Origin of the sequence: uncultured Algibacter sp. (genome assembly GCF_947495675.1) — a bacterium.
Taxonomy (GTDB): domain Bacteria; phylum Bacteroidota; class Bacteroidia; order Flavobacteriales; family Flavobacteriaceae; genus Algibacter_B.
In genome coordinates this window covers 305,500-321,909 of the sequence record NZ_CANLZX010000001.1, presented here as the reverse complement: position 1 = coordinate 321,909, position 16,410 = coordinate 305,500, and the positions used below count along the sequence as shown (strand labels likewise).

The 16,410-nt window shown below is 33.0% G+C and carries 10 protein-coding genes; 7 read left to right on the top strand and 3 right to left on the bottom strand.

From position 1 onward, the window contains the following. Positions 1 to 7: 7 nt before the first annotated feature. A complete protein-coding gene (locus Q0842_RS01345) occupies positions 8 to 1,186 on the top strand; it encodes an efflux RND transporter periplasmic adaptor subunit (RefSeq protein ID WP_298493344.1) in 1,179 nt (392 codons plus the stop codon). Between the two features lie 18 nt (positions 1,187 to 1,204). Beyond that, positions 1,205 to 4,738 (top strand): efflux RND transporter permease subunit, encoded by a 3,534-nt coding sequence (locus tag Q0842_RS01340; protein ID WP_298493340.1) that lies wholly within the window; start codon positions 1,205 to 1,207, stop codon positions 4,736 to 4,738. A gap of 215 nt (positions 4,739 to 4,953) precedes the next feature. On the opposite strand, the gene Q0842_RS01335 is transcribed toward Q0842_RS01340, so the two are convergent. Then, on the bottom strand, positions 4,954 to 7,782 hold the full coding sequence (locus tag Q0842_RS01335; RefSeq protein WP_298493554.1) for a TonB-dependent receptor: 2,829 nt from the start codon (positions 7,780 to 7,782) through the stop codon (positions 4,954 to 4,956). Between the two features lie 319 nt (positions 7,783 to 8,101). On the opposite strand from Q0842_RS01335, the gene aspS reads away from it, so the two are divergent. The 3 genes from aspS to Q0842_RS01320 are packed head-to-tail and all read left to right on the top strand — an operon-like array spanning position 8,102 to position 11,935. Further along, on the top strand, positions 8,102 to 9,856 hold the full coding sequence (gene aspS, locus Q0842_RS01330; protein WP_298493337.1) for an aspartate--tRNA ligase: 1,755 nt from the start codon (positions 8,102 to 8,104) through the stop codon (positions 9,854 to 9,856). Positions 9,857 to 9,901: 45 nt separating this feature from the next. Continuing rightward, positions 9,902 to 11,689, top strand: coding sequence for a chloride channel protein (locus Q0842_RS01325; RefSeq protein ID WP_298493551.1), 1,788 nt, complete (start codon positions 9,902 to 9,904; stop codon positions 11,687 to 11,689). A gap of 9 nt (positions 11,690 to 11,698) precedes the next feature. Next, positions 11,699 to 11,935 (top strand): hypothetical protein, encoded by a 237-nt coding sequence (locus Q0842_RS01320; protein WP_298493334.1) that lies wholly within the window; start codon positions 11,699 to 11,701, stop codon positions 11,933 to 11,935. A 101-nt stretch (positions 11,936 to 12,036) separates the two neighbouring features. Here the strand turns inward: Q0842_RS01320 and Q0842_RS01315 are convergent, their stop codons facing one another. After that, positions 12,037 to 12,486, bottom strand: coding sequence for a nucleoside deaminase (locus Q0842_RS01315; protein ID WP_298493331.1), 450 nt, complete (start codon positions 12,484 to 12,486; stop codon positions 12,037 to 12,039). A gap of 39 nt (positions 12,487 to 12,525) precedes the next feature. On the opposite strand from Q0842_RS01315, the gene dxs reads away from it, so the two are divergent. After that, complete coding sequence (gene dxs, locus Q0842_RS01310; protein WP_298493328.1) at positions 12,526 to 14,283, top strand: 1-deoxy-D-xylulose-5-phosphate synthase; 1,758 nt, start codon at positions 12,526 to 12,528, stop codon at positions 14,281 to 14,283. A gap of 133 nt (positions 14,284 to 14,416) precedes the next feature. On the opposite strand, the gene dgt is transcribed toward dxs, so the two are convergent. Beyond that, positions 14,417 to 15,757 (bottom strand): dGTP triphosphohydrolase, encoded by a 1,341-nt coding sequence (gene dgt, locus Q0842_RS01305; protein WP_298493325.1) that lies wholly within the window; start codon positions 15,755 to 15,757, stop codon positions 14,417 to 14,419. 159 nt (positions 15,758 to 15,916) lie between these two features. Between dgt and Q0842_RS01300 the strand changes: the two genes are divergently transcribed. After that, entirely contained in the window at positions 15,917 to 16,297 is a 381-nt protein-coding gene (locus tag Q0842_RS01300; protein WP_298493320.1) for a carboxypeptidase-like regulatory domain-containing protein, read from the top strand. Positions 16,298 to 16,410: the final 113 nt, after the last annotated feature.

The following is a 16,410-nucleotide window of genomic DNA, read 5'->3' as shown; positions in this document are numbered from 1 at the left end:
AATCAAAATGAAATATATATATACACTCCTATTAGTTAGTGTTTTTTTATCTTCTTGTAGTGCCAACAAGAAAAAATCTGTAGAAGATATAATTGCTACAAACGACTTAGAACTTATTAGACAAAAGAAAACTGAACTAGATGCTTCTGCTCAAAAAATTTCTACACAGCTAAAACAATTAGAAAAAAGCATCAAAAATTTAGATCCTCAAGAAAAAGTTCCACTTATAACAACATTTACAGCTAAAGAAACCGTTTTTAATCATTTTGTTGAACTTCAAGGAAATGTTAACACCAAACAAAACCTAGTAATATATCCAGAATTTTCGGGTGTTTTATCTCATGTTTATGTTAAAGAAGGGCAAAAAGTTAGCAAAGGGCAAATTTTAGCTAAAATTGATGATGGTGGATTAAGTCAACAATTATCACAATTAAAAATACAATCAGATTTAGCAAAAACCACTTTCGAACGTCAAGAACGATTATGGAATCAAAAAATAGGAAGTGAAATTCAGTTCTTACAAGCAAAAGCATCATATGAAGCTCAACTTGAAGCTACTAAACAATTACAGCAACAAGTTGGAAAAACACTTGTTCGCGCACCTTTTTCTGGTAGTATTGACGATGTTATAACCGATCAAGGAAGTGTTGTAGGTCCGGGTCAAACACCATTATTTAGAATTGTAAATCTTAACGACATGTATATTGAAACAGATGTACCAGAACGTTATGTTTCAGATATAACTACTGGAAAAGATGTTAAAGTTAACTTTCCTGTTTTAGGAAAAGATGTAGATGCAAAAGTACGCCAGGCTGGTAATTTTATTAACCCTGCAAATCGCACATTTAAAGTTGAAATTGCAATTCCTGGAAAAGATTTAGCAATAAAACCTAACCTTACTGCCAAACTTAAAATTAATGATTACACCAATAATAAGGCTATTTTAATTCCACAAAGTATTATTTCTGAAAATGCTGAAGGCCAACAATATGTTTACACTATTACAGATAAGGTAGAAAATAAAGCCAAGGTAAAAAGAGAAATTATTGTTACTGGTAAAACACAAGGTGATTTTATTGAAGTACTTTCTGGAATAGATAATGGCGAAGAAATTATTGATGAAGGTGCACGTAGTGTTAAAAATGGTCAACAAGTAAAAATTCTTGTTATTAAAGACGCAAACTAACCTTAAACACCAAATCAAATGACTAAAAATAAAAAGAAGAAAAACATAAAGAAAGTAGATAAAGAATTCGCACTTTCATCATGGGCTATCAATAACAAAACAACTATGTATGTTTTGATTGCTTTAATACTCTTTTTAGGAACAGGTGCGTATTTTAGTATGCCTCGAGAAAGCTTTCCAGAAATTAAAGAAACCAAAATATACATAAGCTCTATTTACCCAGGTAATACAGCTGAAGATATTGAAAAGCTTATTACAGATCCTATTGAAGACAAACTTAAAACTGTAAGTAATGTTGTTGAAATTACCTCAACATCACAAGAAGATTACTCGATTGTAGTTGTAGAATTTGATGAAAATATTACTGTTGAAGCTGCAATGCAAAAGGTTAAAGACGAGGTAGATTCTGAAACTGCTGGCGAAGATTGGCCAACATTTAATGGCGCCAAAGTAGAGCCTAATGTATTCGACTTAAGCATGTCTGAAGAAATCCCTATTTTAAATATTAATATATCAGGCGACTATCCAGTTGATAAACTTAAGGAATTTGGTGAATACCTAGAAGATGAAATTGAAGGGCTTCAGGAAATAAAGCAGGTTGATATTCGTGGTGCTCAAGAAAAAGAAGTTGAAGTGGCTGTAGATATATACAAAATGATGGCTGCTCAAGTTAGCTTTAATGATATTACAAACACCATTAATAGCGAAAACATGACCATGTCTGCAGGTAATTTGATTACTAGCGGACAACGAAGAACTATTAGGATTTTAGGCGAAATTGAAGACCCTAAAGAGCTAGAAAATTTTGTTGTAAAATCAGAGAAAAACAATCCCATTTATCTAAAAGATATTGCAATAGTCACATTTAAAGATGAAGACAGAACAACTTATGCAAGAGAATTTGGAGAACCTGTAGTTATGCTTGATGTTAAAAAACGAGCAGGGAAAAACATGGTAGCAGCTGCAGAGCAAATTCAAGTGATAGTTAAAAATGCTTTAGATAATAAATTCCCTCCAGATTTAAAAGTAACCATAGCTAATGATCAATCTTCAAAAACTATTGGTCAAGTAGATGATTTAGTAAACAACATCATATTTGGTATCATTCTGGTTGTAACCGTTTTAATGTTCTTCTTAGGATTTAAAAACGCTTTGTTTGTTGGGTTTGCTATTCCTATGTCAATGTTTATGTCCCTTATGATTTTAGATTATTTAGGTTATACGATGAATACCATGATACTCTTTGGGTTGATAATGGGGCTAGGTATGCTAGTAGATAATGGTATTGTTGTTGTTGAAAACGTATACCGATTAATGGCCGAAGAAGGCATGAACAGAGTTGAAGCTGCTAAAAAAGGTATTGGTGAAATTGCATTTCCAATTATAATATCTACCGCAACCACAGTAGCTGCTTTTATTCCCTTAGGTTTATGGCCAGGGGTTATGGGACAGTTTATGATATATTTCCCAATTACTTTATCTGTAGTACTTGGGTCGTCATTATTTGTTGCCATATTTTTTAATTCGGTTTTAGTCTCTCAATACATGACTATTGAAGACAAAGAAATGCCTTATAAAAACATCATTAAACTTTCAGTTATTATTGGAGGCACAGGTTTATTAATTTTAATTTTTGGAGGAAATATACGAGGCTTAGGAAGTGTAATGATTTTTTCAATTATTTTACTTTGGGCTTATCGTTTATTTCTTAGAAATTGGGCAAACGATTTTCAAAATTACGTTTTACCTATATGGGAGCGTACTTACGAAAAATCACTACGCTTTGCTTTAAGTGGTAAAAAGCCAGCATTAATAACCATTGGTACATTTGTACTTCTTATTATTGCTTTTATGGGATTTGGTGCTTCGGTAGGTAGCCAACGCACAAAGGTTGAATTTTTCCCAGATAATACACCAAATCAAATCATAGTTTATATAGAATATCCTGAAGGTACAGATATTAAAAAAACAAATGCTATCACTAATGATATAGAGCAACGTGTTTATAAAATTATAAAAGACGAAGCCTATATGCACGGTGATTATAATTTTTTAACAGAAAGTGCTGTATCGCAAGTTGGTGAAGGAGCTGGTAATCCACAAACCGATGGTGGCTCTGCAGCAGAAATGCCTCATCGTGGTAAAATTACAGCTACCATGCGTGAGTATAAGTTTAGAGAAGGAGCAGATAGTCAAGAACTACTTAAAAAAGTTCAAGAAGATTTAAAAGACATCTATCCTGGTGTTGCAATTTCTGTTGAAAAAGATGCTGTTGGTCCTCCTGCAGGTTATCCAATTAACGTAGAGTTAGAAGGTGAAGATTATGGTGAGCTAATTGCTACTGCCGAAAAAATGCGAGATTTTATTAACTCTAAAAACATTCAAGGTATTGATGAATTGAAAATAGATGTAAATAAATCTAAACCATCAATGCAAGTAATTGTTGATAGAAAAAAAGCTGGTGAACTAGGTGTTACTTCTGGACAAGTAGGACAACAACTTCGTAACTCGATTTTTGGAGCCAAAGCTGGTATTTTTAAAGAAGATGGTGAAGATTATGATATTTATGTGCGTTTTAATGAAGAAAATAGATATAATTCTAGTGCTCTTTTCAATCAGAAAATAACGTTTAGAGATATGGCTTCAGGGCAAATAAAAGAGATTCCTGTTTCAACAGTCGCAAAACAATCAAATAGCTCTGGTTTTAGTGCAATAAAACATAAAGATGTAAAACGAGTAGTTACATTATACTCTGCATTAGCGCCAGGGTTTACAGATGCAGGTGCCATTGTTTCAAAAATTAGAAATGAAATGCAAGGTTTTACAGAACAACCAGACAGCGTTAAAATAGACTATACTGGCCAAATTGAAGAACAAAATAAACAAATGGCTTTTCTAATGGGAGCCTTTTTTACAGGTTTAGGGCTAATTTTCTTTATTTTAATATTTCAATTTAATTCTGTTTCAAAACCAGGCATAATTATGCTAGCTATTTTCTTAAGCCTTATAGGCGTATTTGGTGGTATCGTTGCTACTGGTAGTTCATTTGTAATTATGATGACTATGATGGGAATTATATCGCTGGCAGGTATTGTAGTTAATAATGGTGTAGTCCTTTTAGATTATACTCAGTTATTAATAGACAGAAGAAAAATTAAAAACAATTTAGAAGAAGAACAATACTTAGGTCAAGACGACCTAATAGAAGCTATAGTAAAAGGTGGAAAAGCTCGTTTACGCCCTGTTTTATTAACAGCAATCACTACTATTTTAGGATTAATTCCATTAGCAACAGGACTAAATATTAACTTCTTTACCTTTTTTAGCGATTTTGATGCTAATATTTATATGGGTGGTGATAATGTTATTTTCTGGGGACCCCTTGCTTGGACAGTAATTTACGGACTTTTGGTAGCAACTTTTTTAACATTAATAGTTGTCCCAATTTTATTTTATCTTGTCACGAAATTTAAAATGTGGTTATACAAAGATCGTGTTTCAAATGAAGAAGCATTAATCGCAGAAGAAAATTACAATTTAAAAAACGTTTAGATTAATTTGAAAATAATTACCTCGATTTTAATTGAGGTTTCAATTGGAAATTGTCATACTCTTTAAATGTAAGAATGACAATATGATTTAAAATAACTTTTAGCAAGTTATTTTAAAAGCATCCTTTTTGTTCTTAGATCAGAAGGATTAGTTAATAGCGAAGAAAAGCCCCAACAATTGTTGGGGCTTTTTGATTAATTAATATTTATTATTCTTTATTTTAATTTAAAGCTTAATCTAGCAAAAAGGAAACGCCCTCCAATACCAAATTGTTGAGAACGTCTTGACCAATCAAAACGACCACCACTTCTATTAGCTTCAATTGCTCTATCTGGATAAACATCTAATAAATTGTTTGCTCCTACAGTAAGTGTTAAACTTTCAGATGCTTTATAACCAAATGATAAATCGGTTACTAATTTTGATCCAAAAACTTGTTGATTATCTACATTAGCAGTTGCTTCAGAAACTTCACCAAACCAAACATTTCTTAAAAACACATTCCAATTACCAGAAGATAAATTATTAGTTAAATTCATTTTAGTACGCGGCACCGCTTCCTCAAGGTAAATTCTACTGTCTTCAGGAAAATAAGTATCTACTAAACCTGCATCTTCTAAAACTCTAGAAGCTTTAATATCTCCAACTTTTTTTGTTTTAGATAAAGTTGCAGAAAAGGTGTTTTTTAATTTTGCTTTATTAGCTACTACAAAATCCCAAGTAACTACAGCATCAATACCTTTCGATTCGGTATCAATCGCATTTGCAAAAAATGAAGCAGCAGAGGCATTCGCTTGAGATAATAAATTATCTAACTCTGTTCCTGTTCCTGGACCTCTAAACTGTCCTGTATACACAACTCTATCATCTATACCAACCCAATAACCATCAACAGTAACAGTTACATTAGCATCTGGCATATTTGCAGTAAATCCTAAACTTATACTTCTGGAAGTCTCTTCTTTTAATTGTGGAATTCCTAAAAGTTTTGCTGCTCTACTATCGTTTGAAAAGGTTCCAACCTCAACAGGAATTCCATCTTGAAATATGGTTGATGTTGAATTGAAATTTAATTGATGTAAAGACGGCGCTCTAAAACCAGTATTTAAAGCAGCTCTAAGATTTAAATTTTCACTAGCCTTTAATCTTGTAGCTAATTTAAAATTAATAGTCGATCCAAAATCTGAATAGTTTTCAAAACGAGTTGCAAAACTTGCTAAAAAAGTCTCAGAAAAATCTGCTTCTAAATCAAAATAACCTGCTATACTACTTCTATCTCTAGATAATTCGTTAGCTGGACTAAAACCTGGAAAAACTTGAGACCCACCTGGTCTTCCGTTTCCAAAAAAGTCAACAGATGGACTTTGTGTAGGTAGAGTGATTAACTCACCTTCTTGAGTATACTGACCGTATGATGCTTCTTCTCCTGCAACAATTTCATAATTTTCTAAACGGTATTCTGCACCAAATGCTACGTTAAGCCCGCTTAAAACATCATCATAAAACTGATTAATATCTAAATTAACAGTATTCTGTGCAAAGTTAAAACCTCCAGCATCAAAAGTTGTTGGAGATGCATTTTGGCGTGAAGCATTAAAAGTATTACCTATGGTATATAAAAAACCATTTTTTCCGTATGTGTTACTTAAATCAATGTTCCAACCGTTAACGATACCTTTAATACCTACAGCAAAAGACTTATCAGAAATTGTTGAATTAATTTCAGGTAAAAAACCATTTATATAGGCTGGTGTATAAGTTCTACTTTGGTTTGGTAAACGATAAAACCCAGCAGAATTTCCTTTTCTAGAACTCATTCCTGCAAAAGAGTATAATTCTGTACCATCTTCATCTAGTGGTATAGACATGTTTGCAAAAAAGCGACCACCACGAACTTCAGATTGACCTACACGCATGTTAAAATCACTTCTTTCTAATCCTCTTGCTGTTAATTCAGCCGCTGTATTATCATCTCCTAAAATGGCTTGTAATTCTGCCTTTGTTGCTGTTGGACTTAAACCCAATCCTGCTTGATTACCATATTGAATAACATCATCTACATTATCATCTAATAAATTGGCTAAGCTATACCCATCATTGCTAGCAAATCGCTCTACTGTATTATATAGATTGAAAACATCACCTTCCCATTCTTTCATTCTGCTATAATGTTCTCTGTAATCAAAATCACCTGTAAAATTAATATAACCACCTTTATCTCCTAAAGACAATCCATAATTTGCACTAATATTTACGGTTTCTCCATCAACTCCTCCTGTTTGATTATTAGAGTTTTCAGAAAAATGTGCTCCTGTAGTCATATTTAATGTCAATTCATTAACATTATCATTTAAAACAATATTAATAACCCCAGCAATGGCATCCGATCCGTATTGTGCTGCAGCACCATCACGCAAAACTTCTAATCGCTTAATTGCTCCAGATGGTATGGCATTTAAATCTGTACCTACACTACCTCGACCAAATGTTCCGTTAACATTAACTAGAGATGAATTATGTCTTCTTTTTCCGTTAATTAAAACCAATACTTGATCTGGCCCTAAACCTCTTAATGAAGCTGGGTCAATATGATCTGTTCCATCAGAAATAGTTTGTGTGTTTGATGTAAATGAAGGTGCCACAAAATTTAATATTTGATTTAAATTTACCTGTGGGCCAGCAGATGTTAATTCTGCTACATTTATTACATCAACAGGCACAGGCGAATCTACTACTGATCTACTAGGATTTCTAGAACCAATAAGTACAACTTCATCTAACGCTACACCAGATTTTAATACAACGTTTATAATATTACCTGTTACTTCAACTTGTTGTGTGTCATATCCTACATATGAAAACACAAGTGTATCACCTATATTGGCATCAATTGAATAGTTTCCGTCAAAATCTGTACTAGTCCCTGTAGTTGTTCCTTTTATAACTACAGATACACCTGGTAGTGCTCCAGAATCGTCTGTAACATTACCTGAAATTTCTTGTCCTGATAATGTTCCTGATATTCCTATAAGAAGCAGAAACATTATTTTTTTAAAATGTAAAATTTTAATCATAATAGTATTTATTTTGAGTTAGTTAACGCTAATATATGCATATTATAGATTTAATCGATTAATAATGTTCAAAATATTATGCGCGCATATGTTATTTTGATAAAATTTTAATTAAAATGTTAAGATTTTATTACGATACAATTAAATACGTTAGGAATTCATTAAAACAAGTATCTAAGTTGAATTATCCACCCTCACCATCACAATAAACACTTTCAATCTAAAAAAACAGTTATAAAAAATTCATACTCTGTCGTATTTCATTAAATTTGCACATCAAAATTTCAATATGTACAGAAGTCATAATTGTGGCGAATTAAACGCTACAAATATAAATACAGAAGTTACCCTTTCTGGTTGGGTTCAAAAATCTAGAGATAAAGGATTTATTGTTTGGGTAGATTTACGTGACCGCTATGGTATAACCCAATTAGTATTTGATGAAGAACGCACATCAAAAGATTTAATTGAGCAAGCTCAAAATCTAGGTCGTGAGTTCGTTATTCAAGTAAAAGGGAAGGTTATTGAGCGTGCTTCAAAAAATCCAAATATCCCCACGGGAGATATAGAAATTCTAGTTTCTGAGTTAAACATTTTAAACAAAGCATTATTACCTCCTTTTACTATAGAAGATAAAACGGATGGTGGCGAAGATTTAAGAATGAAATATCGCTATCTAGATATTCGTCGTAACCCTGTAAAAAACAGCTTAATTTTTAGGCATAAAGTTACTCAAGAGGTTAGAAATTATTTATCTAAAGAAGGTTTTATTGAAGTTGAAACCCCTTATTTAATTAAATCTACTCCTGAAGGTGCTCGAGATTTTGTTGTACCTTCAAGAATGAACGAAGGGCAGTTTTACGCACTTCCACAATCTCCTCAAACCTTTAAGCAACTGCTAATGGTTGGTGGAATGGATAAATATTTTCAAATTGTAAAGTGTTTTAGAGATGAAGATTTACGTGCTGATAGACAACCTGAATTCACACAAATAGATTGTGAAATGTCATTTATCGAGCAAGAAGATATTTTAAATGCTTTTGAAGGCTTAACGCGCCATTTACTTAAAGAAGTTAACGGTGTAGAGGTTGAAAAATTCCCTAGAATATTGTACGACGATGCCATGCGTTTATATGGAAATGACAAACCAGATATTCGTTTTGGGATGGAATTTGGCGAGTTAAATGCTGTAGCACAACATAAAGATTTTGGAGTATTTAATAATGCCGAATTAGTTGTTGGTATTGCGGTTCCTGGAGGTAATAAATATACTCGTAAGGAAATTGACAAATTAATTGATTGGGTAAAGCGCCCACAAGTAGGTGCTTTAGGTATGGTTTACTCTAGATGTAATGATGATGGCTCCTTTAAATCGTCTGTTGATAAATTCTACGATCAAGATGATTTAGCAAAATGGGCAGAGGTTACTGGAGCAAAACCTGGTGATTTAGTTTGTATACTTTCTGGAGATAAAAATAAGGTACGCGCACAATTAAGTGCATTACGTATGGAACTTGCAGAACGTTTAGAATTAAGAAACCCTAAAGAATTTGCACCACTATGGGTTATGGATTTTCCGTTATTGGAATGGGACGAAGACACTAAGCGTTACCATGCCATGCATCATCCTTTTACATCGCCTAAACCAGGACAATTAGAATTACTAAAAACGAATCCTGGTGATGTTAAAGCTAATGCTTACGATTTGGTTTTAAATGGTAACGAAATTGGAGGTGGTTCTATTAGAATACACGATAAAGAAACCCAATCGCTAATGTTTGATTATTTAGGCTTTACACCCGAAGAAGCTAAAGCTCAATTTGGCTTCTTAATGGATGCCTTTCAATATGGAGCACCACCACATGGTGGCTTAGCTTTTGGATTGGATAGATTGGTTGCTATTTTAGGAGGTCAAGAAACTATTCGAGATTTTATTGCATTCCCAAAAAATAATTCTGGGCGCGATGTTATGATAGATGCACCGGCACCAATTGATGATGAACAATTAACAGAATTAAGTTTAAAACTTAATTTGAAATCATAAATAATTAAATCCTGCAATTTGCAGGATTTTTTAGTAGTTTTATATATGCCTTTATTAGCCAATAAACTATTACGCAAATTTCTAATCTGGAAATACAAACATATTTCAGAGCGTCAATTTGTTTATATACTAAGTATTTTAGTTGGCTTTTTAGCAGGTATGGGTACTGTTGTTCTAAAAAACTTAACCCACTATATCCGCTTACTTTTCGAAATAGATTTTTTTAATAATTACCAAAATTCATTGTATTTTATTTTCCCAATGATAGGCTTATTTTTGGTATATGTTATTAAGCAAACTTGGTTAAAAAAACATATTGGGCATGGTATTTCATCTACTCTATATGCCATATCAAAACTAAACGGTATTATACCTAGATACAATATTTATGCGTCACTTATAACAGCACCATTAACAGCAGGATTTGGTGGGTCGGTAGGACTTCAAGGACCGGCTGTAAGTGTTGGTGCAGCGTTAGGCTCTAATGCTGCACGTTTATTTAGAATGAACAGCAAAACGCGTATGTTATTAATAGGCTGTGCAGCTGCAGGCGCTATGGCATCCATGTTTAAAGCACCTATTGCTGCTATTATATTTGCAATTGAGATATTTAGTCTTGATATCGCCTTTGCATCATTAGTCCCTCTATTATTAGCATCAGTTTCTGCTGTAGTTACATCTTACATGTTTTTGGGAACAGATGTGTTATTGCGATTTGAATTAACAGATAAATTTGAAGTAAACGATATTGCCTTTTATGTGTTATTAGCGGTTTTTACAGGACTTGCATCTGTATACTTTTCAAAAGTGTTTTTTACTATAACCAATTTTTTTAAACAATTTGAAAGTCGTGCATTGCGCCTTTTAATTGGCGGCTTAGCTATTGGAACCATGCTTTATTTTATTCCGCCCCTTTATGGTGAGGGTTATGGTATTATGAATAACCTTTTAAAGGGCGACCATTTAGCTGCTATTGGAACTACACCCTTTGAGTTAGACTTATCCAATATCTGGATAGTCATAGGGCTTTTATTAGGTATTGGAATTTTTAAAGCCATAGCCATGACTACTACTTTTGGAGCCGGTGGTGTTGGTGGTGTTTTTATCCCAACCTTAGTTATGGGAAATGTTTTAGGAAATGCATTTGCAAAAATTATAAATAATATTGGATTAGATTTTCATGTATCAGAATCTAACTTTACCTTAATTGGCATGACGGGTTTAATGGCAGGAGTTTTACATGCGCCCCTAACTGCAATATTCTTAATTGCCGAAATTACAAGTGGCTACGAATTATTTGTACCACTTATGATTGTATCAGCCATATCATTTGCCATCACTAAATATTATGTTTCGCATTCTATTTACACCTTAAAACTTGCACAACGTGGGGAACTCATGACGCATGATAAAGACAAAAACGTTTTAATGGTTTTAGATATTGATAAGGTAATAGAAACTAATTTTATTATTTTAAAACCCGAAATGAAACTTGGAGATATTCTAAAAAATGCCGTAGCAAAATCTTCAAGAAACCATTTTCCTGTAGTAAATAATAAAGATGAATTTTTAGGCGTAATACGTTTAGATGATATTAGACATATGATGTTTGATACAGACCTTTACAACAAAGTAAACGCGTCTAGCCTTATGCACGCAGATGCCGGAATTATAAATTACGATGAAGATAACATGAACGACATTATGGATAAATTTAAATCTAGTGGCGCATGGAATTTACCTGTTATTAAAGGAGGTAAATATTATGGCTACATTTCCAGATCTAAATTATTAACCGCTTACAGACAACAATTAATAAACTTTACACAGTAGTAAAAACACATGAAATACGCTATTTACATATTAGCAATTGCTGCCTTTACAAGCATTATTTTAGGGTTTACTCTAGAAGTTAAGTATTCTCAAAAACTTATTGGTTTTGGGGTAACAGGGTTATTTTTAATAGTCTTTCCATTATTTACTTACCACCATTGGAAAGACAAAAACATGAAAGATTACATGCTTACCAAAGAAAATTTAGATAAAATGCGCGAAAACCAAAAGCGTAAAAAATATTAATATTTAGGCGTTACCACAAGGGTCGGGCTTTTCGTTACAATCTTTTTTTCGTGCCTTAAAAAAGGATTTCCTCTGCAATCCCTAACGCAATAATTACACTTTTAATTTAAATTCCGTTTTTCAACAAAAAAACGTTTCATTAAAGCCGAAGCTTCATCAGCTAAAACACCACCAGAGATAGTCGTTTTAGGATGCAACTTGGTTTTTAAATTAATACAACCACGAGCTTCATCTCTGGCACCATAAACTATTTTAGATATTTGGCTCCAATACAACGCACCCGCACACATTTGGCAAGGCTCGAGCGTAACATACAAAGTGCATTTTTGAAGATACTTACCACCCAAAAAATTAGATGCCGCAGTAATGGCTTGCATTTCAGCATGTGCCGTAACATCGGTTAAGGTTTCTGTTAAATTATGTCCGCGTGCAATAATTCTATTATCAATAGTAATTACAGCGCCAACAGGAATTTCTCCTTGATCAAAAGCAACTTCAGCCTCCTGTAGCGCTTTCTTCATAAAATAGGTATCATCAAAAGGTTCTATCATAATAGCAAAAATACAAATTCATTCTTGTACTTTTGCTTTGTGCAAAAAAGTCTATTAAAACAAATTAGTTCACCTAAAGAACTCCGTCTTTTAAATCAAAAAGACTTACCGCAACTTGCACAAGAGTTACGTGAATTTATTATTAATATTGTTGCTACCAAAGAAGGCCATTTAGGCGCTAGTCTTGGTGTAGTTGAACTCACAATAGCCTTACATTACGTTTTTAACACACCAATTGACGAACTTATTTGGGATGTTGGACATCAAGCATACGGACATAAAATTTTAACAGGTAGACAAGAAAATTTTCACACCAACCGAGAATTTGAAGGAATAAGTGGATTCCCAAAACGCAATGAAAGTATATACGATGCATTTGGTGTGGGGCACTCTTCCACATCAATATCTGCAGCCTTAGGCATGGCTATTGCCTCACAATTAAAAGGAGAAAACAAACAACATATTGCCGTAATTGGAGATGCTTCAATTGCTAGCGGGATGGCTTTTGAAGGTTTAAATCATGCAGGTGTTACCGATGCTAATTTACTAGTTATTTTAAACGACAATGCTATTGGTATAGACCCAAGTGTAGGAGCGCTTAAACAGTATTTAACCAACGTAAAAAAAGGCACTCAAAAACAAGATAATATTTTTGAAGCTTTAAATTTTGATTATTCCGGACCTATAGACGGTCATGATTTAGGTATTTTAATTTCAGAATTAGAGCGCTTAAAAACAGTAAAAGGCCCAAAACTATTACATGTTATAACTACAAAAGGTAAAGGGTTAAAACAAGCCGAAGTTGACCAAGTAAAATACCATGCACCAGGGAGATTTGATGCTAAAACTGGAGATTTACAAATTAAAACTTCAACAATACAAGCTCCAAAATATCAAGATGTATTTGGACATACTATTGTTGAATTAGCTAAACAAAATAAAAATATTGTAGGCATTACTCCTGCCATGCCAACAGGAAGCTCATTAAAATACATGATGGAAGAAATTCCAGATCGCGCTTTTGATGTTGGTATTGCAGAACAACACGCTGTAACCTTAGCTGCTGGTATGGCTATACAAGGTTTAATACCATTTTGTAATATCTATTCTACGTTTTTACAACGGGCTTACGACCAGATTATTCATGATGTTGCTATACAAAAACTACCGGTTATTTTTTGTTTAGATCGAGCTGGTTTGGTAGGTGAAGATGGTGCGACACACCATGGTGTTTTCGATTTAAGTTATTTACGTTGTATACCCAACCTAATTATATTTGCGCCAAGAAACGAAATTGAGTTACGCAACATTATGTATACTGCCCAATTAGGTTTAGAATATCCTATGGCTATTCGCTACCCAAGAGGACGCGGTGTTACTATAGATTGGAAACAACCGTTCTCTAAAATTGAAATTGGCAGAGGTCTGGCTTTAAAAAAAGGTAACAAACTTGCTATTTTAAGTATAGGTGCTATTGCTAAAAATGTTACAGAAGCTATTGAAAACTTAAGCGTTTCGCATTACGATATGCGTTTTGTAAAACCGTTGGATGAAAACTTGCTTCACAATATTTTTAAAACTTACAATACTGTTATTACTATTGAAGACAATAGCTTAATGGGTGGTTTTGGAAGTGCTGTTTTAGAGTTTGCCACTATAAATAATTATAAAAACACTATTAAAACAATAGGTATACCTGATAGTTTTATAGAACATGGTAGTGTGAATAAACTTCAAGAATCGGTAGGGTTGGATGTTAAGAGTTTAATAGCTATTTTTAGTAGTTTTCTCAAATAAAAAAAATACTTTATTGTAAAAAAATACGCTTGCTAATAAGTGCGTTAGGGATTGAGGCATTTGTTGAAGCTCCCCGACAAAGGAGGGAGCGACTGCCGAAAGCCCGACCCTTGGGTAACGCCCAAATTATTTTTTAAAAACTAATGCCTTTTATCTTTTTATAATCTAATATCGCCTTACTATCTGAAAGTAAAGACACGTAATAACATACGCTTGATAAACGGCTATATAGACTAGAATTATCTGTTTTAATAGTTTTTGGAAGCCCTTTTAAAATAAGGGCATCGTAATTTGAAGCTGTATTATTAAAGCTGTTATTTACGGCATTTGTGTAGGTGTTTAATAGTGTATTTATAACACCATAACCTGCAATTTCTTTATCGACTACCTCTGCAGATTGATATATATTATCTATACTTATTTTAATGATGTCTTTTATTTGTGCGTCGTATTTACTTTTATCAAGTAACGCACAATCGAAATTACCGTTTAATATGGCATCTTCATATTTCATAAAAATATCGACAGCTTCGTTAATTAACGAGCCAATAGCTAAAGCACGTAAATACCCTACACGATCTTGTTTGGTAGAGAGTGCATAATAGTTTTCTGGTTTTATGTTATCTCTAATAATTTTAGATAAATATTCTAAGGCGAATTCTTCTTGAATAAGCCCAAGGTTTATACCATCTTCAAAATCTATGATAGTATAGCAAATATCATCGGCAGCTTCTACCAAATATGCTAATGGGTGCCTAGAGTAACTTATGTGCTTATCGCTTCTTTTGGCTAATCCTAACTCGTTTGCCACATCTTGAAAGGCATCTTTTTCTGATTGAAAAAAGCCGTATTTTTTATCGGCTATATGATTTGTTGGTTTTTTTGGCAATGACTCTTTTGGGTATTTCATAAATGCACCAAGTGTGGCGTAACTTAATCGTAATCCGCCGTCACGTCCTGCTCTACTCTCGGTTAAAATTTTAAAACCATTGGCATTACCTTCAAAATCACATAAATCTTGATATTCTTTTTCTGTTAATTGAGTTTTAAATTGTTTACCATTTCCTGTTTTAAAAAACTCGCCTATAGCTTTTTCTCCTGAGTGCCCAAATGGTGGATTTCCAATATCGTGTGCCAAAGCAGAAGCAGCTACTATGGCTCCAAAATCGTTAGCTTGATAACCTAATGTACTTTTTAAATGCGGATGTTTTTCTAATAATTTTTGACCAACACGCCTACCTAATGAGCGCCCAACAACACTAACTTCTAAACTGTGGGTTAAGCGTGTGTGTACAAAATCTGTTTCGGATAATGGGATAACTTGGGTTTTGTCTTGAAGGCTCCTAAACTCTGATGAGAAAATAACACGATCATAATCTACCTCGAAACCTAAACGAGTTTCGTCTTGTTCTTTACGTATACGTTTATGGGTGTCGCCAAAGCGCTTTAAGGATAGTAGTTGCTCCCAGTTCATAATCTTATTTTAGTTGTGGCAAGATAATAAATTAAGTAAAAAATGTCTTGCTAAATCGCTTAACATTAAGGTAACCTTTTAATCATGGTTGTTTAATAATTTGGTAACACACTTTTATGTTGTCTAAGTGTATTTTTGTAAAGTAATTAAGAATAATAAATGAAACACATTATATACTTAGCCGTCTTTTTTATTTCTACCTTGTCTTTTGCACAAGAGACCGGAACTATAAGTGGTAACTTATTAGATTTTGAATCTAACAACGAACCTTTAATTTTTGCAGAAGTTTTAATTAAAGAAACTGGAGTAAAAGTTTTATCTGATGAAAAAGGTTATTTTAAATTCGAGAACTTAAAACATGGTGAATACACTTTGGTAACTAGTTTTGTTGGCTATGAAACTAAAGAATATAAAATTACTTTAGTATCAAATACTGCTAATATTAAATTAATGCTTGAACCTAGCACCATATCTTTAGAAGATTTAGTTGCTACAATAGCTAGTGCAGATAATAATTCATCATCTACAATTAATAATTAATTAGTTAGTAACATATACTTATTTAAAAAGCAGCTTACATATATTTTGTAAGCTGCTTTTTTTATGCTTTAAAATAAGTAAATACAAAAAGTTTAACTCAGTATATATAGCAT

Coding starts and splice junctions, on each gene's coding strand:
- Q0842_RS01345 (WP_298493344.1), top strand. CDS start 8: ATGAAATATATATATACACTCCTATTAGTTAGTGTTTTTTTATCTTCT.
- Q0842_RS01340 (WP_298493340.1), top strand. CDS start 1,205: ATGACTAAAAATAAAAAGAAGAAAAACATAAAGAAAGTAGATAAAGAA.
- Q0842_RS01335 (WP_298493554.1), bottom strand. CDS start 7,782: ATGTTTCTGCTTCTTATAGGAATATCAGGAACATTATCAGGACAAGAA.
- aspS (WP_298493337.1), top strand. CDS start 8,102: ATGTACAGAAGTCATAATTGTGGCGAATTAAACGCTACAAATATAAAT.
- Q0842_RS01325 (WP_298493551.1), top strand. CDS start 9,902: ATGCCTTTATTAGCCAATAAACTATTACGCAAATTTCTAATCTGGAAA.
- Q0842_RS01320 (WP_298493334.1), top strand. CDS start 11,699: ATGAAATACGCTATTTACATATTAGCAATTGCTGCCTTTACAAGCATT.
- Q0842_RS01315 (WP_298493331.1), bottom strand. CDS start 12,486: ATGATAGAACCTTTTGATGATACCTATTTTATGAAGAAAGCGCTACAG.
- dgt (WP_298493325.1), bottom strand. CDS start 15,757: ATGAACTGGGAGCAACTACTATCCTTAAAGCGCTTTGGCGACACCCAT.
- Q0842_RS01300 (WP_298493320.1), top strand. CDS start 15,917: ATGAAACACATTATATACTTAGCCGTCTTTTTTATTTCTACCTTGTCT.